General features: G+C 57.9%; 15 protein-coding genes. 7 read left to right on the top strand and 8 right to left on the bottom strand.

The window, feature by feature from the left end; translation table 11 throughout:
* Positions 1 to 143: 143 nt before the first annotated feature.
* On the bottom strand, positions 144 to 1,760 hold the full coding sequence (locus EKD05_RS08930; protein WP_129672156.1) for a NuoF family protein: 1,617 nt from the start codon (positions 1,758 to 1,760) through the stop codon (positions 144 to 146).
* A gap of 9 nt (positions 1,761 to 1,769) precedes the next feature.
* A complete protein-coding gene (hoxE, locus tag EKD05_RS08925) occupies positions 1,770 to 2,279 on the bottom strand; it encodes a bidirectional hydrogenase complex protein HoxE (protein ID WP_129672090.1) in 510 nt (169 codons plus the stop codon).
* Between the two features lie 196 nt (positions 2,280 to 2,475).
* On the opposite strand from hoxE, the gene bchJ reads away from it, so the two are divergent.
* The 3 genes from bchJ (at position 2,476) to EKD05_RS08910 (ending at position 5,521) form a co-directional block, all read left to right on the top strand.
* Positions 2,476 to 3,087: a bacteriochlorophyll 4-vinyl reductase gene (bchJ, locus tag EKD05_RS08920; protein ID WP_129672089.1), complete on the top strand. Its 612-nt coding sequence runs from the start codon at positions 2,476 to 2,478 to the stop codon at positions 3,085 to 3,087.
* Positions 3,088 to 3,196: 109 nt separating this feature from the next.
* Positions 3,197 to 4,831, top strand: a complete 1,635-nt coding sequence (gene bchE / locus EKD05_RS08915) for a magnesium-protoporphyrin IX monomethyl ester anaerobic oxidative cyclase (RefSeq protein WP_129672088.1) — start codon at positions 3,197 to 3,199, stop codon at positions 4,829 to 4,831.
* A gap of 258 nt (positions 4,832 to 5,089) precedes the next feature.
* Positions 5,090 to 5,521 carry a phage tail protein gene (locus EKD05_RS08910; RefSeq protein ID WP_165360654.1) on the top strand — a complete coding sequence of 144 codons (432 nt, stop codon included), beginning with the start codon at positions 5,090 to 5,092 and terminating at the stop codon, positions 5,519 to 5,521.
* A 154-nt stretch (positions 5,522 to 5,675) separates the two neighbouring features.
* On the opposite strand, the gene EKD05_RS08905 is transcribed toward EKD05_RS08910, so the two are convergent.
* Positions 5,676 to 6,212: an acyl-CoA thioesterase gene (locus EKD05_RS08905; RefSeq protein WP_205703900.1), complete on the bottom strand. Its 537-nt coding sequence runs from the start codon at positions 6,210 to 6,212 to the stop codon at positions 5,676 to 5,678.
* An 86-nt stretch (positions 6,213 to 6,298) separates the two neighbouring features.
* Positions 6,299 to 8,263 carry a tRNA uridine-5-carboxymethylaminomethyl(34) synthesis enzyme MnmG gene (gene mnmG, locus EKD05_RS08900; RefSeq protein ID WP_129672086.1) on the bottom strand — a complete coding sequence of 655 codons (1,965 nt, stop codon included), beginning with the start codon at positions 8,261 to 8,263 and terminating at the stop codon, positions 6,299 to 6,301.
* Between the two features lie 72 nt (positions 8,264 to 8,335).
* Here mnmG and EKD05_RS08895 point away from each other — a divergent pair, with 72 nt between their 5' ends.
* Entirely contained in the window at positions 8,336 to 9,559 is a 1,224-nt protein-coding gene (locus EKD05_RS08895) for a response regulator (RefSeq protein ID WP_165360653.1), read from the top strand.
* 130 nt (positions 9,560 to 9,689) lie between these two features.
* On the opposite strand, the gene EKD05_RS08890 is transcribed toward EKD05_RS08895, so the two are convergent.
* The 4 genes from EKD05_RS08890 to EKD05_RS08875 form a co-directional block, all read right to left on the bottom strand.
* The gene (locus EKD05_RS08890) at positions 9,690 to 11,720 is read right to left on the bottom strand and encodes a PP2C family protein-serine/threonine phosphatase (RefSeq protein WP_129672084.1); all 2,031 of its coding nucleotides are present in this window, start codon (positions 11,718 to 11,720) and stop codon (positions 9,690 to 9,692) included.
* An 11-nt stretch (positions 11,721 to 11,731) separates the two neighbouring features.
* Complete coding sequence (gene obgE, locus EKD05_RS08885) at positions 11,732 to 13,042, bottom strand: GTPase ObgE (RefSeq protein ID WP_129672083.1); 1,311 nt, start codon at positions 13,040 to 13,042, stop codon at positions 11,732 to 11,734.
* A gap of 152 nt (positions 13,043 to 13,194) precedes the next feature.
* Entirely contained in the window at positions 13,195 to 13,419 is a 225-nt protein-coding gene (tatA, locus tag EKD05_RS08880; RefSeq protein WP_129672082.1) for a twin-arginine translocase TatA/TatE family subunit, read from the bottom strand.
* Positions 13,420 to 13,533: 114 nt separating this feature from the next.
* Positions 13,534 to 14,217, bottom strand: a complete 684-nt coding sequence (locus tag EKD05_RS08875) for a CoA pyrophosphatase (RefSeq protein WP_240695698.1) — start codon at positions 14,215 to 14,217, stop codon at positions 13,534 to 13,536.
* 374 nt (positions 14,218 to 14,591) lie between these two features.
* Between EKD05_RS08875 and EKD05_RS08870 the strand changes: the two genes are divergently transcribed.
* The 3 genes from EKD05_RS08870 to EKD05_RS08860 all read left to right on the top strand — a co-directional run bounded on the left by EKD05_RS08870 (position 14,592) and on the right by EKD05_RS08860 (position 21,535).
* Positions 14,592 to 17,174: an MBL fold metallo-hydrolase gene (locus EKD05_RS08870; RefSeq protein ID WP_129672081.1), complete on the top strand. Its 2,583-nt coding sequence runs from the start codon at positions 14,592 to 14,594 to the stop codon at positions 17,172 to 17,174.
* A gap of 180 nt (positions 17,175 to 17,354) precedes the next feature.
* Positions 17,355 to 20,600 (top strand): PAS domain S-box protein, encoded by a 3,246-nt coding sequence (locus EKD05_RS08865; RefSeq protein WP_129672080.1) that lies wholly within the window; start codon positions 17,355 to 17,357, stop codon positions 20,598 to 20,600.
* Positions 20,597 to 21,535: a diguanylate cyclase gene (locus EKD05_RS08860; protein ID WP_129672079.1), complete on the top strand. Its 939-nt coding sequence runs from the start codon at positions 20,597 to 20,599 to the stop codon at positions 21,533 to 21,535. The genes EKD05_RS08865 and EKD05_RS08860 overlap by 4 nt, the downstream gene beginning before the upstream one ends.
* Positions 21,536 to 21,620 lie beyond the last annotated feature (85 nt).

Below are 21,620 nucleotides of genomic sequence, written 5' to 3'. Positions count from 1 at the left end.
CCCCGACCACTCAGTGGTGTGTAACGTAAGTTTTCTGGGGTCGTTCGCCGTCCACGAATAGGGGCACGAAGAAACGAATACCGCACCGCAACGCCCATATTCGTGGTCGGCGGTGCTACCGGGAAACTTTTGTTACACACTACTCAGCGACTGGTCAGATTGATCGTCACCCGTTTGCGGAGCAACCGTTCATACTCCTCACGAAAATAACGCAGCGTACTCTGCACGGGATTGGGTGCCGACTGGCCTAGGCCACAGAGACTCGTCTCACGCAGCAGGTGGCAGAGTTGTTCCAGGGTCGCCAGATCGGCTGCCGTTGCTTGCCCAGCACTGATCTTGCTCAGCAGGCGATACATTTGCACGGTACCCGTGCGACATGGAATGCACTTGCCGCATGACTCGTCCATGCAAAATTCCATGTAAAAACGGGCAATTTCCACCATGTTGGTGGTGGCATCCATCACGACCATGCCCCCCGAACCCATAATCGAGCCAACCTCGGCAAGCGACTCGTAATCAACGGGCGTATCAAAGAGAGCCTCGGGAATGCAGCCCCCAGAGGGGCCGCCGGTCTGCACCCCTTTGACTGGGGTTCCATCGGGGGTACCGCCGCCGAGTTCTTCGACAATCTCGCGGATGGTCATGCCCATAGGTACCTCGATCAAGCCGGTATTGCGTACCTTGCCGGTCAGCGCAAAGACCTTGGTGCCCTTGCTGCGTTCGGTGCCAATGCCGGCGTACCAGTCGGCGCCATTGGTGATAATCGGGGCAATATTGCCAAAGGTCTCGACATTATTGATCAGCGTGGGATAGCCCCAGAGGCCGTGTTCAGCGGGATACGGAGGCCGGGGCCGGGGTTGGCCGCGGCGGCCTTCGATACTCGCGATCAGGGCCGTCTCTTCGCCACAGACAAACGCACCGGCCCCGACCCGAATATCAACCCGGAAGTTGAAACTCGTATCAAAGATTTGGCTCCCGAGCAGATCATGTTTTCTGGCCTGGGCAATAGCCTTCTGCAGGCGCGCAATCGCGAGCGGATACTCACCGCGCACATAGAGGTAGCCCTGATCGGCCCCGACCGCATAGGCTGCAATGCTCATCCCTTCAAGGATGAGATGCGGATCGCTTTCGAGAATACTGCGATCCATAAAAGCCCCGGGATCGCCCTCATCGCCATTGCAGATGACAAATTTGCGTTCACCGGGACTCTTGGCGACCGTCGCCCATTTCAGGCCTGTCGGATAGCCGGCCCCGCCTCGTCCGCGCAGACCACTGCGGGTGATCGCATCAATCACCTCAGCCGGACTCATCTCGTGGAGCACATGATAGAGTGCCTGATAGCCACCGACCGCAATATACTCCTCGATCCGTTCGGGATCGATCACGCCGCCATTGCGCCGCACAATATGCATTTGACGGGCAAAAAACGGATGGGCGTGGTCGCCCTGTTTGACGTTGCACGGGCCGCCATCAAGTGAAGCAATAATTTCGGGGGCCTGTTCAGGGCGCACATGTTCAAAGAGCACCCCGTCAGCTTCGACACTCACCATCGGCCCCTGGCCGCAAAAGCCCATACACCCGACGCCAATAATGTCAACCCGCTCGTTCTGTCCTGCCGCCTCAACCGCCGCTTGCAACTGATGAAAGAGCTCAAGCGCACCCGAAGCCTGGCATCCCGAGGAGGTACAGCAGTGGATCCGAATCGCCTTCCGGCGGGTTCGTTCCTGCTCGGCCATGATCTGAAGATCTTGAAATTCCATCACACCCCCTCACTCCTCATCAAGCAACGCACGCACTCGTGCCCGCATCACTTCGGGATCGGCATGGCCGGTCACATTGCCATCCACGATTACCGCAGGCGCAATGCCGCACGCCCCGAGGCAGCGAGCGGTCAATAGCGAAAGCTTGCGATCGGCAGAAGTTGACCCCGCCCGCAGGCCACTCTCGGCTTCGAGGGCCGCGAGCAGTTCCATCGCCCCTTTGACATAACATGCCGTTCCAAGGCAGACGGTACAACTGTGCTCGCCTTGAGGGGTCAGGCTAAAGAAATGATAAAACGTCGCCACCCCATAGACGCGACTCGGAGGAAGGTGCAGGCTATGGGCAATCGCCAGTAACCGATCTTCGGTCAGATGCCCATACAATTCTTGCGCTTTATGCAAGACCTCGATCAGCGCATCAGCGCGGTACTGGTGGCGTTTCATCGTCGCCTCAAGGATCTTGAGGCGTTTGTCATTCGCCTGGTCGGTGGGTACCTCGCGGGGAGAGGCAGTAGCCATACGCAGTCCCTATCTCGTCAACTATGACGCTCACATTATCTCATGGTAGCATCCTGGCGCATCCTGATCAGAGAAGAAAACCTTACGTAGTGTTGAGCGATCATTACCCTTTGACACGAGCCTGCGTGGTAGACTTCTCGCGGGCTATCATGATATGAAATGTCATGGGATTGTTTTCATGGTGAAAGGTTCTGTTATGCATACAACACACGCGACAGCAGGTGTTGTGCGCATTGGCCCGAACTCAATTATCCAGACGGTGGGGGCGCTCAACGAGGTATATGGTGCCGAGGACGCCCGGGCGATCCTGGAGCGGATTGGGCACAGCGCGTTGAACGAGCAATTGCCGACCGACATGGTTGATGAGCAAGTGTTTATGGCGCTGATCAACGCCTTGCGCACTGATCTCGGTTTTGAGGCGACCGGCAAGGTGCTGGCCCGTTCAGGCGAACGCACTGCCGACTATTTGCTCGCCAACCGTATTCCTGCGCCGATCCGGATCCTTTTACCATGGTTGCCCTCTTCACTCGGTTTGCGCATCTTTTTGAAGGCGATCGCTGGTCATGCCTGGACCTTTGCTGGCAGCGGCCGTTTCAGCTATGATGTGGGGCGGCGAGGGGCCACCATTTGTCTGGCCGACAGCCCCGAGTGTCGTGGGATGGCAACTGATGCACCATTGTGTCACTACTACACCCACTGTTTTCAAGCTCTCTTGCGTCCCTTGATCAATCCGCGGCTCATCGTTCGCGAAACAGCATGTGGCGCGATGGGTGCTGATGCGTGTACGTTCGAGGTGACCATCCCCTGAATAGGGGCGTTCGCCGGAGGCGCTGGCCTCCGTTCTCGTAGGTTTTTGTAGTACAGAGTCTGTTGTCAGTCGCAGGGCCATTATGGCCCCATCAACAAGGGAGACCGCTATGCGGATCATGATGATCCAGCCCAATTACCACGCGGGCGGAGCTGAAATCGCGGGCAGTTGGCCGCCGAGTTGGGTCGCCTATATCGGAGGCGCGCTTAAGACGGCCGGATTCGACAATGTTCGTTTCATTGACGCCATGACGCTCGACATCCCCGATGATCAATTGCGGGTCATCATCGAGCGCAACCGGCCTGACGTGATTCTGGCAACAGCGATCACCCCAATGATCATCAAGGCCCAGGCAACCCTGAAGATGGCGCGTGAGTTGTTGCCCAACACCAAGTTGATCCTCGGTGGCGTCCATCCAACCTTTATGTATGCCCAGGTTTTGTCTGAGGCACCGTGGGTTGACTACATCGTGCGTGGTGAGGGTGAAGAGATCATTGTTGAGTTGCTCAAGAGCATTGAGGCCGGGAGTGATCTCAAAGATCGGGCGACGATCCAGGGCATTGCTTATCTCGAGAATGAGAAGGTTGTGGCGACGCCTGCACGTGATCCGATTGCCGATCTTGATACTCTGACGCCTGACTGGAGCTTGCTCGAGTGGGACAAGTACATTTATGTTCCGATGAATGTGCGGGTCGCCGTGCCCAACTTTGCCCGTGGGTGTCCCTTTACCTGTCGTTTCTGCTCGCAGTGGAAGTTCTGGCGCAAATATCGTTCGCGCAGCCCGCTCAAGTTTGTCGATGAAGTCGAGACGCTGGTACGCGATTACAACGTGGGCTTCTTTATTCTTGCCGATGAAGAGCCGACCCTCAACCGCAAGAAATTTACGGCGCTCTGTGAAGAACTGGCGCGTCGCAAGTTGCCCGTGCTCTGGGGGATCAATACTCGCGTGACCGACATTATGCGTGACGAAGCCCTGTTGCCCCTCTGGCGCAAGGCGGGGTTGATGCATATCTCGCTTGGCACCGAGGCAGCCGCCCAGATGAACCTTGACCGCTTCCGCAAGCAGACGACGATCGAGCAGAACAAGCGGGCGATTAAGATGATCCAGTCCCATGGGATGGTTGCCGAAGCGCAGTTCATCATGGGCATGGAGAACGAAACGCCCGAAACCATCGAAGAGACCTACCGCCTCTCGCAGGACTGGAAGCCGGACATGGCCAACTGGAATATGTATACGCCGTGGCCGTTTGCCGAACTCTTCGAGGAACTGGGCGATAAGGTCGAGGTGCGTGACTATAGCAAGTACAACTTTGTCACCCCGATCATGAAGCCCGAGGCAATGGATCGCGAAGATGTGCTCAAGGGTGTGTTACGCAACTATGCCCGGTTCTATATGCGCAAGGCCTTCTTTGAATACCCCTTCATCAAAGACCCCGTCAAGCGTAAATATATGCTCGGTTGTCTCCGTGCCTTTATGAAGACGACCGTCACCAAGCGCTTCTATGACCTCGGACGTGTCCATATGAATGGTACACAGATGGAAGTCGACCTGGCCTTTGATGAGTCGCGTGTCTTTACGATGGAGCAGTTGAGTACGTTGAAGGAAGATCACCCCGAATTGGTGGCCGATATCACCTTCGGTGGGGCTATTCCTCGTGGCTTTGACCCCGAAGAAATCCGTCACCAGTCTGAGAATACCCTCAATACCCCTCTGCGTGACGAGAATAAGCAGGTTGGATGTTAAGCTCTTGTTGGCCCCCACGACCAGTTGTGCTGGTCGTGGGGGCTGTTTGGCTCTGGTTTCCTGTCCCCATCCACGCCCCTTGCCTCCCTGTAATGCTCTCTTAACTCTTAGGATGCATCTTACCACCCTACAGCCGCTCCTGTGGGGTTATACTGCATGGAACAGGGCATGTATCGTTTTGTTCACAGCGGGAAGAGGTTCGTTAGACAGGATCTTGCAGGATCTGTTGACAGGACTACATTTACGAGGGAGTTCACCATGGCGTACAGAAAATTGCCCAATCCCTTTGCCAATGTTCGCTACCTTGTCGAGGTTGATGGTGTTCCGCGGGGTGTCTTTGGCTATTGCAGTGGTCTTGAAGTTGAGCATCGCCATGTCGAGTTCTACTTTGGCCCGGATGCCATTGATCTCTTCGATGTCTACTCTCCCAATCACGAGGAGCGGGTAGTGCTGGCTGAGGGAATCGCGCTCGATGATATGTTGCCGAAATGGGAACATGCGAATGCTGAAGGTCATATCGAGCGCCACGACGGTTCGATTGTTGCGATTGACGAGTTTGGTCGCCCCTGCGCACGCTGGCGCTTCCACGGGGCGTGGCCCGAGCATCTCGAGAGTGGAGAGGCTATGGGTGATCGGCGTCGCCAAATTGAGAGTGTCGAGTTGATTTGCGATGATATTCTGATGAACTAGGACGAGATGCCCCTGACCTGTGAAGAGACCTGTCATCACGGTGGGTTTGGATGACAGGTCTTTTGCATGTCTTCGACACTGCTTCGGGACAGAAAAGACGGCAACCAACTGGTTGCCGTCTTTTTTCGTTGCGGTGCGGTCAGGCAAGCACGACTCAAGCTGACTCGGGGCTCAGTTCACTGAGCATATCTTCGGGGTGCTGGCGAATCTCCAGGCTGCGTGCTTCGATCTCTTTGCGGAGATCGCGACGGAGCTTGGCCGCAGCCCAGCGGCGACGCTGCTCGGCATTTTCAATGGGCACCGATGGAATTGGGTTTGGATTGCCCTCTTCATCAACGGACACCATGTTGAAATAGCAGGTCAGAACGTGGCGAATGGAACGCTCGGTAATATTTTCTGAAACAACCCGAATCCCGATCTCCATCGACGTTTTGCCGGTATAATTGACGGAAGCAATGAAGGTGACCAGTTCCCCAACATGAACTCGTTCGTGAAACACCACCTGGTCAACTGACACCGTGACAACATACGATCCTGCATAGCGCGAGGCACAGGCAAAAGCAACTTGATCGAGTAGTTTGAGCAGATGCCCACCGTGAACGTTGCCTGAGAAGTTTGCCGTATCCGGCGTCATAAGCACCGTCATCTCGAGGGTGCGAAATTGCCCGGCGACACTGTTCGGGCTCTGCATACGAGCGCTCCTTGGCTTGGATCTGGAAGATGCGACCATACAGAGGGGTTTGATGTTGCCCTTCCCCTTTAGTATAGATCGACGGGTTACAGCCTGCTTTCAGGGTTGCGGCGTTCTAGGGCAAAGAGCAAAATAGCGACATCAGAAGGGTTGATGCCTGCGAGACGGCTCGCCTGCCCAAGCGTTGCCGGACGGAACCGCAGCAAGACCTGGCGTGCTTCGTTGCGGAGCCCATTGATCCCGCGGTAATCAAAGGTGTCAGGGATGCGCCGGTTTTCCATTTTACGCATACGTTCGACTTCGCGCTGCTGCCGTTCGATGTAGCCCCCATATTTGCATGTGACTTCGACCAGATCTTCGATCTCTGGCGAGGCTTCAGGCAGATCCAGCGCGGCGCGCAGTTGTGGATACCTGATATGTGGCCGGGCAAGCACATCGGCGGCGCTGGCTGGATTGTTCAGACTGCCAATGCCTGCTGCGGTGAGTCGGGCATTGGTATCGGCTGAGGGGAAGATCCGGCGCTCGCTGAGCGTTGTGTAGAGGGCTTCGGCAGCGGCGTGGCGACGTTCAACGGCGGCGGCGCGGGCAGCGTCGATCAGCCCCAGTTCGTGGGCCAGCGGGCTCAGCCGGAGATCGGCGTTATCGTGGCGCAACAACAGACGATGTTCGGCACGACTTGTGAACATGCGATAGGGTTCGTGGATCTCTTTGGTGACGAGGTCATCAATGAGCACCCCGATATATGCCTGGTCGCGGCGCAAGATGATCGCCGGGGTCTGCTGGACAAAACGAGCCGCATTGATACCTGCCATCATCCCCTGCGCAGCCGCCTCTTCGTAGCCCGTGGTACCATTGATCTGCCCCGCCAGAAAGAGCCCGGCAAGGCGACGCGTTTGCAGATCGGCCCCGACCTCGCCGGTGCGCACGGCATCATACTCAATTGCATAGCCAATGCGCATCAACTCCACCTTGCGCAGGGCTGGAATGGTGCGCAACATCGCCCACTGCACATCTTCGGGTAACGAGGTATTGCACCCCTGCACATAGACTTCGTGGGTCTTCCAGCCTTCAGGCTCAAGAAAGAAGCCGTGACGTTCTTTGTCGGCAAAGCGGACGATCTTGTCTTCGATGCTTGGGCAATAGCGTGGGCCAACGCCTTCGATCACTCCGCTGAAGAGAGGCGCACGGTCGAGATTCGCGCGGATCAGGCGATGAAAGTCTGCCCCGGTATAGACCTGATAACATGGGAGTTGGGGGCGCCAGCCTTCACGCAGGGCCGCAGGATAGATGGCGGCTGGCTCGCCGTGGTACGCTGGGGCGGGAGGGGCTTCCAGATCGGCATAATAGTACCCAAAATAGGAGGGTACGCGGCTTCCATGCTGGATCTCGGTCTGGCTAAAATCAATGGTGCGGGCATCGATCCGTGGAGGTGTGCCGGTTTTGAGGCGTACCAGCGGAAAGCCGAGTGAGGCGAGATCATTGCCGAGCGCCATGGCCGGTGCTTCGCCTGCCCGCCCGGCCCCCCATGCCGCCTGGCCTGTGACCGCACGGCCACGCAGAAAGGTGCCGGTGGTCAGCACGAGCGCCCGTGCCTGGTACTGCCAGCCAGTGTGGGTGACAACGGTAAAGCGTGCTGCCCTCGGATCGGTCGGGTCAGTGGGCAGCAGGGGGATAATCTGCTCGACCATAGCCTGGCGCAGATCAAGCCCCGGCATGCGTTCAAGCGTCTCTTTCATCACCTGGGCATAGAGCCGCTTGTCGCACTGCGCACGGAGTGACTGCACGGCTGGCCCTTTGCTCTCGTTGAGCAGGCGGATCTGGATGGCCGTCTGGTCGGTCACACGGGCAATCAGCCCGCCCATCGCATCAAGCTCACGCACGAGATGGCCCTTGGCTGGCCCACCGATGCTTGGATTGCACGACATATGGGCTAGTTTATCGAGATCAATCGTGAGGAGCAGGGTGCGGCAGCCGAGGCGTGCCGCTGCATTGGCCGCTTCACACCCGGCGTGACCGGCCCCGATGACAATGACATCATATAAATGTTGCATAGTTACTATGGTATAATCGCCACGACCGGATGAGTGTATCACCGTCTGCTGAAACCGGTGAGGAGCGATGGCTTGCCTTCTATTCTGATTATAGACGATGATGTGACTTTGTTGACGCGCCTGAGCATCCAGCTTGAACTTGCTGATTTTGAAGTTATCAACAGCAGTGATCTAGTTTATGGCGAGCAACTCTTTCATAAACACAAGCCCGATCTGGTGATGATCGAGGTTCGTTCGGGGAACGAGGCTGGCTGGGCGGTACTTGAACGGCTGGCTGGCCGCACCCAAGTGATTGTGCTCAGTGCTGCTTCGCGTGAAGAGGATGTGGTTCGTGCCTTTGCGTTGGGTGCGGTTGATTATGTGAGCAAACCCTACCGTTCCGCCGAACTGGTGGCACGGTTGCGTGCGCGTGTGGCCGCCGTAGCGACGAAGACCCGCTCAGTTGGTATGGCTACCCCTGGTACGGTTGCGCCTGCCCAGGCTCCAGCGCCAGGCGCGACTGGCAAGATGAGCAGTGGCGCAAGTGCGGATGCTCGTCCTGTTGCGACAACCCCGCCTCCTGTCGTTGAGCCGGCGTCTGTTGCTCCGTCAATGCGCGAGCCGTCGCCGATACCCTCAGCGGCTTTGGTCGCGACAACGCCTACTCAACCTGTGGGTGCGCCTGCCTCGGGTGCGCCTGCCTCGGTTCGCCCAGCCTCGCTTGACGCACCGCCGGTGACCCCCGGCCCCCAACGCAACCCTCCTGATGAAGATCGAGTCTTTATGACGGAAGCCGAAGAGATGGCGATGCTCCGCATGCCGCCTGCTGCTTCGGGTGGATCCAAAACGACCCTTGCCCCTGATCTTGATGAGCATGCGGGCATCGGAGCACGGATCCGACACGAGCGTCAGCGTCGGCATTTGACCCTGGTGCAGATCGAGAACGAACTCAAAATCCGGATGTCCTATCTGCAGGCGATGGAAGACGAGAAGTTCACGCTCTTGCCGCGTGGCCCGGCAGCATTGCAGATGTTCCGTTCGTATCTGAGCTACCTGGGGCTTGAGACGCCAGAGATCATGGACGAGTTTCGGCGCTTGCACTATGTTGAAATCAGTGAACCGCCGCCAGCCCTTGGTGGGATCGCGATGCCGCGGATGATCTCGCGTCGCTTCGTTGTCATTCTGGCCATCCTTCTGGCCCTTGTCGTAGGGTTGACGCTGATCTCTGTTTTTGATCCCGGCTTCTTCGCCCGCCTACCCGATTTTTTTGTCTATCTCTGGCAAGAACTGGTAGCTCTTTGGCCGGGCGGCTCATAAGTAGTCTGTCAACAAAGTTTTCTGGTAGCACCGCCGACCACGAATTGGGGCCACGAATGAACGAATAGCGCATGGAGCAGCCCCTATTCGTGGTCGGCGGCGCTACCGGGAAACGTACGTTACACACCACTCAGTGGCGGGCGAGGATCAACAGCGCAATATCATCGGATTGTGCGGCGTTGCCAGCGAAGGTCGTCACTGCATCCAGAATGTGCTCTTGCAGTTGATGGGCGTCGGTGGTGGTGCGGGCAACGGTGAGCAACCGCCTCGTTTCAAACATCTCTTCGTGCTCATTCTGGGCTTCGGTGATGCCATCGGTATAAATGACGAGCACATCACTCTGCGCAAGGGTGATGTCGCGGGTTGCCCAGGTGCGTTCGTGATCAATGCCGAGGGGTACGCCGGTATTGGTCAGGGTGGCAAGTGAGCCATCGTGACGCAGCAAAAAGGGCGGATTGTGGCCGGCATTCGCGTAGCGCAAGGTTCCGGTTGCCGGGTCGAGGATGCCGTAAAAGACCGTCACAAACATGGTGCTGTCAGTATCCATCAGGATGCGTTCGTTGGCGGCACGCAAGACCGACGCGGGATCATCGCGATACTCAAACGCATACGTACGCAGCAGCGTCCGTGAGAGCGCCATAAAGAGGGCGGCCCCGGTGCCTTTATCGGCGACATCAGCGATAATGAGCCCGAGGCCGCCGCCGGGAAGCAGCAGGAGATCGTAGAAGTCGCCGGAGGTCTCGCGGGCAGGGCGGAGGGTTGCGGTGAGTTGCCAGCCGGGGATGGCGGGGATGCTTGTGGGCAAAAAACTGGCCTGGATCTGCCCGGCCATCGCCAGTTCTTGATCAAAGCGATGGAGCCGTAGCGTGCGGCGGTGTTCGTCGACTCGATGAATCGCCGAGACAATTGTTGCGCCCAGGGTTTGTAGGGCGGGCAACATACTTTCGGGATCGCCTTCGAGGGTGCCCAGTTCAAGAAAGATCATACCGATGGCTGGTTCGTTCTCGACGGCACGGATCGGCACGGTGATGCGCACAAAGCGTCCTTCGGCCCCGGGCCAGGGTGGGTTTTCATGCGGTTGCCAGATCCGCTCGCCTGGATGCGCCGCGAGCCAGGCGAGTAGGTGCGTATCAACTGGCTCATCGGCAGGCCGTCGCAGCAAAATCTGACCATCAAAGAGCCCAATGCAGATCCGCCGTTCGCGGAACATACCGGACACGTGCTGCACAAGTAACGTGGGGAGAGCGGCAAGCTCGGGCGGGCTGGTCAAAATGCTGCGACCGAGCGCTTCGAGGCGCGCCAGTTCTTCGCGACGCTGATCACTTGCGGCGACCGATTTGCTGAGCCAGTGGGCGATCAGGTTGATCATCACGACACTTGTACACCAGAAGAGATAGCCGGTCAGGGCATAGGCGCTGTAGACAACCGCCCCGAGCAGCGCAAAGGGCAATGGGGGCATGATCGTCAAGCCAATAAAACGGGTGAGGTACTGCATACCCATGCGCCGTCCGGCGGTCTGCTTGAGCACGATCTGCAGGAGAAAGAGCAGCGCAAAACAACCGAGCAACACCGCGCTAAAGACAAGCAAGGCCCCGAGCATCGCGCCAAGCGTTATCAGCCCAAGATCGTTCGGGGGCAGGCTACCGCCGAGCATCATGAACGCATAGTAGCAACTCAGGTAACTCAGCCCGAGGGTACTTTGCGAGACGAGCGAATTGCGGATCACATTCCAGCGCTGGACAAAGAGACGATACTGCCAGAGGCGGTGGGCGAGCTCGAAGAGATGCGCGAGCAACAGCATCCAGATCAGGCCGGGACCGACAATCAGCAGCGTTGCCAGGCCGATCAAGACACTCAGATTGCCACTGATCATCTCGGTCTCGCCATCAGGCTGGCGGAGAATCCAGAAGAAACTCAACTGATTGATAATGACGATAAAGATGATCCCGCTGAGCATGAGCAGCCAGTTGGCCTGCAAGTCAGCGCGATCAGTGGCGACGGTGAGCCAGCCAAGCATACACGCGAAGAGCACCATCCCATAGAGGGTGCCAACCACCTCGCGTTGCAAGATGGTGAAATCGCGGACTGGCAGGTTGCCGGCCTGTGGCCAGAGACGAACGATTATCCTGGACAGGCGGTTGGGTGAGTCTGCCTGTGTCATCGTGTGTGAGCTCACTCAAAGCGTTGGCTATCCCATTCGAGTTCGATATCGCCAATATAGACCATATCGCCCTCGTGGAGGCCAGCCTCAAGGAGGGCTTGACTGATCCCGGTTGCCTCAAAGACGCGTTGGACGCGGTCAACGGCCTCGATCTGGTCAAAATTAGTCATCTTGAGTAGCCGTTCGATCTTGATGCCGCGCACGCGCCAGCCAGTGCCTTCAGGTTCAACCGAGAAGGCATTCTCTTCGACCTCAGGTACCGGCCAAGTGAGGGGTGGCTCATCGGGTTCAACCGGTGCGAGATGGGAGACAGGCATGGCCCGCAGGTGGGTCGCCACGCGGCGTAAGAGGTGCTCAACGCCCTGCTGTGTTGCCGCCGAGATCGCAAAACAATCTTCGGGGTCAAGGCCAAGCTCGTGCTGCAGACGGGCGAGGTTTGCGCGGGCTTCGGGCAGATCAATTTTATTGAAGGCAACGACCTGGGGACGTTGGGCCAGTTCAGGCTCATAGAGGCGCAGTTCTTCGTTGATCTGATGGAAATCGGTGACTGGATCGCGCCCATCGACCCCGGCGGCATCAATAATATGAATGAGCACGCGGGTACGCTCGACGTGGCGCAAAAAAGCGTGTCCCAGGCCGACACCCGCGTGGGCTCCCTCGATCAAACCGGGGATATCGGCCACCACAAAACGATCATATTCACCCACATCAACCATGCCGAGGTTGGGTTGGAGCGTGGTAAAAGGGTAATTCGCAATCTTGGGGCGGGCGGCACTGATGACCGAGAGCAGCGTTGACTTGCCGGCATTGGGAAAGCCAACCAGACCAACATCGGCAATGAGCTTCAATTCAAGTTCAACCATAAACGCCTGGCCTGGCTCACCGAGTTCAGCGATGCGCGGTGCCTGCCGCACCGATGAGGTAAAGTGAACATTGCCAAGGCCCCCGCGCCCACCACGTGCAACAAGCAAGCGCTGCCCAGGGCGTGCGAGGTCAACCTCGTAGGTTTGGCCATCGATTACGGCACGGACAACAGTTCCTGGCGGGACATTGACCACCAGATCATTGCCTTGACGCCCATACATCTTATTCTTCTGCCCATTGCCACCCGACTCGGCGCGAAAAGAGCGCTCGTAACGAAAACTGAGCAACGTATTGAGATTGGGGTCGGCGAGCAGATAGATGTGCCCGCCACGGCCACCATCGCCGCCATTGGGCCCACCGCGGGGGACGAATTTTTCACGGCGAAAGGTTGCTGCGCCAGATCCGCCTGTGCCGGCCTGTACCTGGATGGTCGCCTGGTCAAAATAATCAACTGCCATATTTTTCTTCCACAAAGCGGAAAGCTGTCTTAGTTCTGGTGTGTAACTTAGTGTTACAGCAAAAAGGCGACAGAGAAGTGATCAGATCACACCTCTCTGACGCCCTAGGCTGTGCAACGCATCTTTCAAGCTAGCAGCCCGTAGGTAGGGCATTACACCTTTGTTTCGCCCTCGGTTTTGGTCGCAGGAGCTGTGATTGCTGCTTTGGGCTCACTCGTTGTCATTGTTGCTCCATCATCGTCTTTCACGGCGTTCTTGAACTCACGGATGCTGCCCCCAAGGGCGCTCCCGAGGCCAGCAAGGCGTCCGGCACCAAATATGGCAATCACAATCACCAGAATAACAATTAATTCGCCCCATCCGAGTCCTAACATGATTCACTCCTTTTGCTATCTTTGCCTGAACAACCCTCTGATGAGTGCGCACGGCATAGCAAGGTACCTTGTAGAGATCCTTGATGTAGGTTCATTATACCCTAGCCAGGGGGCGTGTCAACTGAAACCGACGCGCCGCATGCGGGCTAATAATTCGCTTAACAAGAGTGCGGTGGCCCCCCAGACTTTATAGCCTTCGAGGGCAAAAAAGGGCACTCGCATGCGTACTGCCCCACGCTCCCAGATCTCCTCCTGGATAATCGCCGGGTCAAAGAGGCACCTCAGCGGCACACTGAAGGCCGCCTCAACCTCGTCGGGGTTAGGGTTGAGGTCAGGTTCAACGAGGCTGAGGCCGACCACCGGGGTGAGACGGCTATTGCTTGGTGGGATATAAAAAGGCGTCAGTGTACCAAGTGGCTCGACATAACTTGTCTTGATGCCCAATTCCTCCCAGGCTTCGCGGAGGGCGGTGCCGATAGGTCCATCGTCCTGCGGGTCGGTGCGTCCTCCTGGCAGCGAGACCTCGCCGCGATGGGTGGTGAGGCGGGCCGAGCGTACGGTCAGGGGCAGCCAGAGTTCACCCTCGCTCGGATAGAGCAGGAGCAGGGCCGCTGAGTCGCGGGGCGTGACACCGGGCGGTGGTTGCATTGGGCGCATTGGTTGCCCATCGAGGTCGCGGAGAATCAGCAGTTCGTCCACGGTCAACGCAAACGACCGGTTCATGGCCTGGCGTACCGCCTCACGTTGCATCGTCAGCAGAGGTGTTGCAGGGGCAACACCCTGGGGTAATTCTGGGCTCACAGCTTCCTCAGCCTAGGCGTGAATATCTTCTTATGGTATTGTAACATGCTTGCAGCGGGCTTTTCTGCTAGAGCGGCGTCGCTCTTAGGACTCATGCAACGTCCACCTGACCGGAGCACCGTCGGGTTGAAGCCCTCGGCTACGGGTTGTGAAGGCCGCCTGCGCGGCCTCATCTAGCCGGCGAAGGTCGGCTTTGCAGACCGTCGCCGAGGCGTTCTGGGTTTTACCCATTCCATCGGGCGTACCGGAGTGCCGACTTCAGTCGGCTGAGCCGGAAGCCGACTGAAGTCGGCACTCCCTCCTGGTTGCTTCCGCGAAGGAACGACTCTTTTGCTGGCACACGCTGCCAGCGTAGCTGACAGCAGGTGAATGATATGCAGATCCAGTTTCTTGGTGGTGCGAGTGGCGTGGGTGCGACCTGCCAAGTGGTTGTGCTTGGCGGGCGGCATGTGCTGGTTGATGCCGGGGTGCGCATGGATGGCGGCGATCGTTTGCCTGATCTGGCTGCCCTCGATGGGATTCACCTTGATGCTATTTTGGTGACACACGCCCATGCTGACCATATTGGCGCTTTGCCCCTGGTGGCTGATCGCTTTCCGGGCGTGCCGATCTATGCGACGGGGGCGACCCTGCGCTTGATGGAGGTGATGCTTGGTGATGCCGTGCGGGTGATGGCCCGCCGTGCCGCCGACGAACTTGAGTTGCCTCTGTATGATGATGCGCTGGTCGCCGCGACGCTGCGCCGCCTTCGCCCGCTTGCGGTTGGCGAGCAGCGCTTGCCCGAGTTGCCCGATGTGCTGGTCTATGCGCAGCGTGCCGGCCATATCGCTGGGGCGGTGAGCCTCGGCTTTGAGGCGCAGGATGGGCGTTTGGTGATCAGCGGTGATGTCAGCATCACGCCGCAACGGACGATCCTGGGGGCGGCGACGCCTGCGCCGCTACGCCCGGATTTGCTGGTGCTCGAGAGTACCTATGGGGCGCGGTTGCATCCTAATCGGGCGATCGAAGAGCGGCGTCTGGCCGAGGCGGTGGCCGAGGTGATCGAACGCGGTGGTCACTGCTTGATTCCGGCCTTTGCGCTCGGGCGGGCGCAAGAGGTGATTCTGATTCTGCGCGCCGCTCAACGCGATGGCGTGATTCCGCCGTTTCCCATTGCTGTTGATGGACTGGTTCGTTCCGTCTGTGCGGCCTACGCCGCGTTTCCTGATGCGCTTGGCCCCGCGCTGCGTCGTTATGTGTTGGGCGGTGGGCGGCCCTTTTTTAGCAGCCGTATTCAGCCCGTCGAGAACCAGATCCAGCGTGAACGTGTGCTGACCGGGCCGCCCACTGCGATCATTGCCTCGTCGGGGATGCTCACCGGTGGCCCGTCGGTCTGGTATGCCGAGCGCCTTGCCGAGCAGCCGCAGGCGGCGATCTTCTTTAGCGGCTACCTCGACGAGGAGGCCCCAGGTCGCCGTTTGCTTGATCTGGCTGATGCGCAGCCTGAGCGTCGCCAGATGACGTTTGGAGCGCGTACGGTGCAGGTGGCCTGCCAGATCGGGCGTTATGGGCTCAGTGCGCATGCCGATGGCGACGAACTGGCTGCGCTGGTGCGCACGCTCAAGCCGCGTACGGTTGCACTGGTGCATGGCGATCCCGAGGCGCGTGCGGCGCTGGCGGCCCGTCTCGCTGGCCTGGCCGAGTTGGTCGCCCCTCAGAATGGTCAGACGTTGACCATTGTGCCGGCGGCGCGTGGGGGACGGCGTGTGGTGCTTCCCCCTTCGCCCGAACCTGCCGAGCCTGCCCATGCCCTGGGCAACGGTGAGGTGCTTGAGACCGCCGGACTCGAACGGCTCTGGACGACGCTGCGCGATGGTTCGGGCATGCAGACGATGAGTATACGTGAGCTTGCGCGGGTCTGGTATGGCCCGGAGGTTACCAGTGAGCAGGAAGTGCAGGCCGGGGCGATCCTGGAAGCTGGCAGCGCCTATTTTGTGCCGTTGCCCCTTGCGCCCGGGCTGTGGCGTTTGCCTGCGCCTGCCGAGGTGCGACGGGTATTGGCAGCGGGCGGTGGTCGTCGCACCGGGCCACGGATCAATAGTGCAGGCATCCAGGCGATCATTGATCAGCACCTTGGAGCGGTCCCCGATCTCTACCAGCGCAGCATTGATGCCGAGACCGGGGCGGTCACGCTCCGCTACTTCTTTCCGGTGGTCGCTGCGGAACGTGATGCCGAGGCGCTCAAGCGCATCGCTGCCCAAGCAGACGTACCCGTGACGGTCTGGCCGCATCCGCATCAGGCGCAACTGACTGCGTTGGCGCTCGAACTGCTCCCCGAGGGTCTGCAAGCCGAGCGGAGTCCGGCGATCTACCATGATGAAGGACGGGTTGAAGTGCGTTGCCAGGGTCGTGTCGATCCGGCAACCATTGCCGCGGTTGACGCGACCTTTCAGCAGCGGACGGGGCTACGTCTGACGCTCAGAGTGCCTGGGGTGCCGCAGGAGGCGGCGGTGGCGGTGGATGAAGCGAGTTTTGCGCCGCCTGAAGGGGCCATGCCAAGCGAACTCAACTTTGCCCTGAGCACCGCACGTTCCTGGTTTGGACCCGAGAGCGGATGCTACAAAGCGAGTGCGGATCAGCAAACGCGGGTTGTAACCCTACGTTTCCATTTTCCCCTGATTGCTCGTTCATCCTATGCAGCACAACTGGCTGAGTTGGCGGCGTTCATTGGCTGGACTGTACGCCTCTGGCCGCAGCCGCACCAGGAGGCGCTGATGCGAGCGGCGCGGGAAGCCTTGCCACCTGGCTTGACGGCGCAGAGTTCGCCGGCTTTGCAGAACGCCACCCGCGAGGTGGTTGTGCGGGTACAGGGCGCGTGCAGCAGGGCTGCCTTGACCGAGGCCGTCACGCGTGTACGTGAACAGACAGGATGGACACTGACCGTACGCGGCGCGAATCATACAGATGCATCCGTATGAGTACTGATGGACAACGTGCGTACATATATTTATACTTAATCTTAATTATATGACTTCATCATGGCATATAAGTGGTGTGTAACGTGCATTTTCTGATTCATGCTCAGGGTGACTCATCGCTCAGAGTGACCACACCCGGAAAACTTTGTTCAGAGAGTAACAAGTAGTTTGTATACGTTTATGAATATTGATGCACTCACCCTCTCGATCACCTTGATCATTGCCAACCTGCTGCAAGTGGTGGCGCTTACTGGCCTTGCCTGGGTCAACCAGAGCCGCCCTGGCGTGGGTTGGTGGGCACCGGGTATGGGGGCGATCACCCTGGGTTTTGTGACCTACGCCTTGCTTCAGCAGCGCATTCTTGGCACGGTGGTCATTTTTGCCAACAACATCTTTTTTCTGGCAGGTATGACGGCGATCTATGTTGGTATCGTGCGGTTTTTTGGTGGGCGCGAGCAGCGTGGTTTTCTGATCGCTTTTTGGGCGAGCTTTCTGCTGGCCCTTGTCGCCCTGAGCTATGGTCTTGACAGCCTGGCTGCCCGTCGCATGCTCTTCTCGTTCAGCGTAGCGCTCTTCTCGGGTTTGATCGCGTGGACGTTGTGGCGCAACAAAGGGTCTTTGGTACCGAGCGCATCCTCTTTTCTGGCGCTGGTCTTTCTGATCAATGGCGTCTTCTTTAGCTTGCGTGGCTTCGAGCCGCTGGTGTATAGCCTGGATGCGGCGATGCTTCAGCTTTCGCCGATGGAAACCGTGACCTATTTGCTCTCGCTTGGCACGACCACCCTCTGGACCTTCGGCTTTATTCTACTGGTCAACCAGCAGTTGCATAGTGAAAGCCGTGAAGCACGCGAAAACCTAGAAGCCATTTTTAATGCACGCTTTGATGCCGTGATCATTACCCAGCTAGAGGGGGGGCATGTTGTCAAGCTCAATGAAGGTTTTACGCTGCTGACTGGGTTTACCCCCGAGGATGTTATTGGGAAGAACGCGGCTGTGATCAAGATCTGGAAAAACCCGGAAGATCGCTACCCGATGCTCGATCTGATGCGGACGCAAGGTTTTTGTCAGGACATTGAGGTGGATTTTTTGCGTAAAGATGGCACGGAACTCACGGCGATGGTTTCGGTCAAAGTTATTTCGTTGCAAGGGGTGCCCCACATGATCACGGTGATGCATGATATCACCGAGCGTAAGCGGATCGAGCAAGCGCTACGACAGAGTGAGGCACGTTATCGGCTGATCTCAGAAAATACCCAAGATGTGATCTGGCTGATGGATCCATTGAGTGGCCGTTTTACCTATGTGAGTCCGTCGGTGCAGAAGCTACGTGGCTACACCCCCGAAGAGATCATGGCTGAACCGGTGACGGCAGCCCTGACCGAGGAGTCGCGGCGTGTGGTGGAGGAGGAACTGCGCCAGCATCTGAGCGCATTTCTTGCTTTGACTGAAGGAACGATCGCGCGCATCAACGAGATTGATCAACCGCACAAAGACGGCCATATCATCCATACGGAAGTAATTACAACCTATGTATGGAACGAACAGCGTGAGGTCGAAATTCTGGGCGTGACGCGGGATGTCACCGAGCGTAAACAGACTGAAATGACGTTACGTGAGACCAACGCCTACCTCGAGAACCTGATCAACTATGCCAATGCGCCGATCATCGTCTGGGATCCGCAGTTTCGCATTACGCGCTTTAATCGTGCGTTTGAACACCTGACTGGTTGGCGTGAGGCCGAGGTTAAAGATCAACTCTTGAAGCTGCTCTTTCCACCGGAACTTGCCGAGCAATCAATGACGCTCATTCACAAAACGCTGACGGGTGAACGGTGGGAAACCGTAGAGATCAAGATCCAGCATCGTGATGGTTCGGTGCGGACGGTGCTCTGGAACTCGGCGACGCTGTTTGAGGCCGACGGGGTAACGCCGCTGGCGACGATTGCCCAGGGCCAGGATATTACCGGGCGCAAGCGCGTTGAAGAGGCGTTGCTGGTTGCCAAGCAGCAGGCCGAAGCGGCCAATCATGCCAAGAGCGTCTTTCTTGCTAATATGAGTCACGAATTGCGCACGCCACTCAATGCGATTCTCGGTTTTTCGCAATTAATGGCACGTGATCCCAACCTGACCCCGGCGCAACACGAGAATCTTGATACGATTAACCGGAGTGGCGAGCACCTACTGCACATTATCAACGACGTGCTCGATATGGCGAAGATCGAGGCGGGCCGGCACACGTTCCTGGCTGGCCCGGTTGACCTGCAGCGGCTGCTTGACGACCTGCGCATCCTCTTTCGGCTGCGTGCTGAGAGCAAAGGGCTGGCCCTGAACATCGAGGCGGCACCGACTGTCCCACCGTGGGTGACCACCGACGAGGCCAAACTGCGGCAAATCTTGATCAACCTGTTGGGCAATGCGATCAAATTTACCACCGTTGGTCAGGTGGCCCTGCGGGTACGCGCCGAGATCTTACCTGTCCCGCAACTGATCTTCGAGGTGCAGGATACAGGGACTGGCATTGAGCCTGATGATCTAGAGTCGATCTTCAACCCGTTCATTCAATCATCGATGCCTGATAGAATGCGTGAAGGTACCGGCCTTGGCTTGACGATTAGTTATGAGTTTGCGCAGTTGCTTGACGGGAGTCTGGTTGCGGCGAGTAGGGGCATTCCGGGTGAAGGCTCGGTCTTTACCCTGACACTGCCGTTGCAGGTGGAAAGCTCGGCAACCGGGCAACTGGCACCTCTGCCGAGCTATGCGCGGGCAATTGGGCTTGAGCCAGGCCAACCCAACTACCGCATGCTGGTCGCCGATGATCGCCCTGAAAATGCACGCTTGCTGGTGACACTGCTGCAGCAGCTTGGCTTTGAAGCGGAGGGTGTGCCAAATGGCGCTGAAGCCGTCGAGCGGTGGCGCACCTGGCAGCCTCACGTTGTCTGGATGGATCTACGGATGCCGGTGATGGATGGCATTGATGCCACTCACCATATCCTCCGGGCGTGTGATGATGATCCGGCGCTGTTGCGTCCGGTGATTATTGCCCTCTCGGCGAGTGTCTTTGGCGAGGCTCAGGCACATATTTTAGCTTCTGGTTGCGATGCTTTCATTGCCAAACCATTTCGTGAGCACGAAATTGTGTTGAAGCTCGAACAGTATCTGGGTGCCCACTTTTGTTATGAAGCCCAGCCAGCGAACGGCACGCATCCGTCTGCGGGCGATCGCGCAATGTATAGCCTTGATCCGATCTGGCGTGATCAATTACGTCAGGCAGCCGTTGAAGCCAATGTTACCCAGATGTATGCGCTGATCGATCAGATAAAGGTAAGCTATCCTGATTTAGCTACTCAGATGGCAACCTGGATAGATGACTTTGCGTATGAAACCTTGCTTGCCTGGCTGGAGATACCAGGGTCAGAATCACTATGACAACACCAAAGTTACCAACGATTTTGATCGTTGATGATACCCCTGCGAATTTGCGCTTGCTTGCACAACTGCTTGCTGACCATCAGTATGAAGTTCGCCCTGTGACCAAGGGAACCGCCGCTCTGGCGGCAGTGCGGGCAGCAGCACCTGATCTTATTTTGCTTGACATTCGCATGCCTGATCTTGATGGTTACAGCGTGTGTGAGCAACTGAAAGCCGACGAGGCGACGCGCAGCATTCCGATTATTTTCCTGAGTGCCCTTGGCGATACGGATGATAAGCTCAAAGCGTTTCAGGTGGGTGGGGTTGACTATATTACCAAGCCGTTTCACCCCGAAGAGGTGCTGGCACGGGTACGCACCCACCTGGCGCTGGAACAGGCGCGCTCAGCCCTTGAAGTTGCCAATCGCGAATTGAAAGAGGCCCTGGTACGGCAGGAGTATCTTGCGCGCACGGACTGGCTGACGGGGGTGCTCAACCGGAGTCATTTTTTTGCGCTGGGGGTACACAATTTTAACAACGCAGTCCGTTATCATCGTCCGCTCGCGTTGATGATGTTTGATATTGATCACTTCAAACAGGTGAACGACCGTTTTGGGCATCCTGCGGGTGATCTGGTCTTGCAAGAGGTGGCGCGGGTGACGATTGAACAAATGCGGTCGGCTGATGTGATTGGGCGTTATGGCGGTGAAGAGTTCATTGTGCTGTTGCCCAATACGGGGCTTGACGCAGCAATGACGACGGCCGAGCGGTTACGTGAGCAGATCAGCCAACTTGAGGTGGTGACCGAGCGTGGCGTGATCACGGTGACGGTGAGCATCGGGGTTGCTGAGCATCTGCCGAGTGACGAGTCGATTGAACGCCTGATTGATCGTGTCGATCAGGCGTTGTACGCGGCCAAGGCGCAGGGGCGCAATTGCGTGGTGAGTTGGTAGGAAGACCGGTGACGCAAAGGCGCAGAGGCGCGAAGTAGGGGCACCCCTTGCGGGTGCCCTGATAGACGGGGCACCCCTTGCGGGT

Source organism: Candidatus Chloroploca sp. Khr17, assembly GCF_004138165.1.
In the GTDB taxonomy this organism is placed as follows: Bacteria; Chloroflexota; Chloroflexia; order Chloroflexales; family Chloroflexaceae; genus Chloroploca.
The sequence above is the reverse complement of the archived record's forward strand: the minus strand, read 5'-3'. Positions and strand labels throughout refer to the sequence as shown.

Excerpts from the sequence above, each read along its gene's own strand:
- obgE (WP_129672083.1), bottom strand. The coding sequence starts at position 13,042 with ATGGCAGTTGATTATTTTGACCAGGCGACCATCCAGGTACAGGCCGGC.
- hoxE (WP_129672090.1), bottom strand. The coding sequence starts at position 2,279 with ATGGCTACTGCCTCTCCCCGCGAGGTACCCACCGACCAGGCGAATGAC.
- bchE (WP_129672088.1), top strand. The coding sequence starts at position 3,197 with ATGCGGATCATGATGATCCAGCCCAATTACCACGCGGGCGGAGCTGAA.
- EKD05_RS08930 (WP_129672156.1), bottom strand. The coding sequence starts at position 1,760 with ATGGAATTTCAAGATCTTCAGATCATGGCCGAGCAGGAACGAACCCGC.
- EKD05_RS08860 (WP_129672079.1), top strand. The coding sequence starts at position 20,597 with ATGACAACACCAAAGTTACCAACGATTTTGATCGTTGATGATACCCCT.
- mnmG (WP_129672086.1), bottom strand. The coding sequence starts at position 8,263 with ATGCAACATTTATATGATGTCATTGTCATCGGGGCCGGTCACGCCGGG.
- EKD05_RS08890 (WP_129672084.1), bottom strand. The coding sequence starts at position 11,720 with ATGACACAGGCAGACTCACCCAACCGCCTGTCCAGGATAATCGTTCGT.
- bchJ (WP_129672089.1), top strand. The coding sequence starts at position 2,476 with ATGCATACAACACACGCGACAGCAGGTGTTGTGCGCATTGGCCCGAAC.
- EKD05_RS08905 (WP_205703900.1), bottom strand. The coding sequence starts at position 6,212 with ATGCAGAGCCCGAACAGTGTCGCCGGGCAATTTCGCACCCTCGAGATG.
- EKD05_RS08865 (WP_129672080.1), top strand. The coding sequence starts at position 17,355 with ATGAATATTGATGCACTCACCCTCTCGATCACCTTGATCATTGCCAAC.
- EKD05_RS08870 (WP_129672081.1), top strand. The coding sequence starts at position 14,592 with ATGCAGATCCAGTTTCTTGGTGGTGCGAGTGGCGTGGGTGCGACCTGC.
- EKD05_RS08910 (WP_165360654.1), top strand. The coding sequence starts at position 5,090 with ATGGCGTACAGAAAATTGCCCAATCCCTTTGCCAATGTTCGCTACCTT.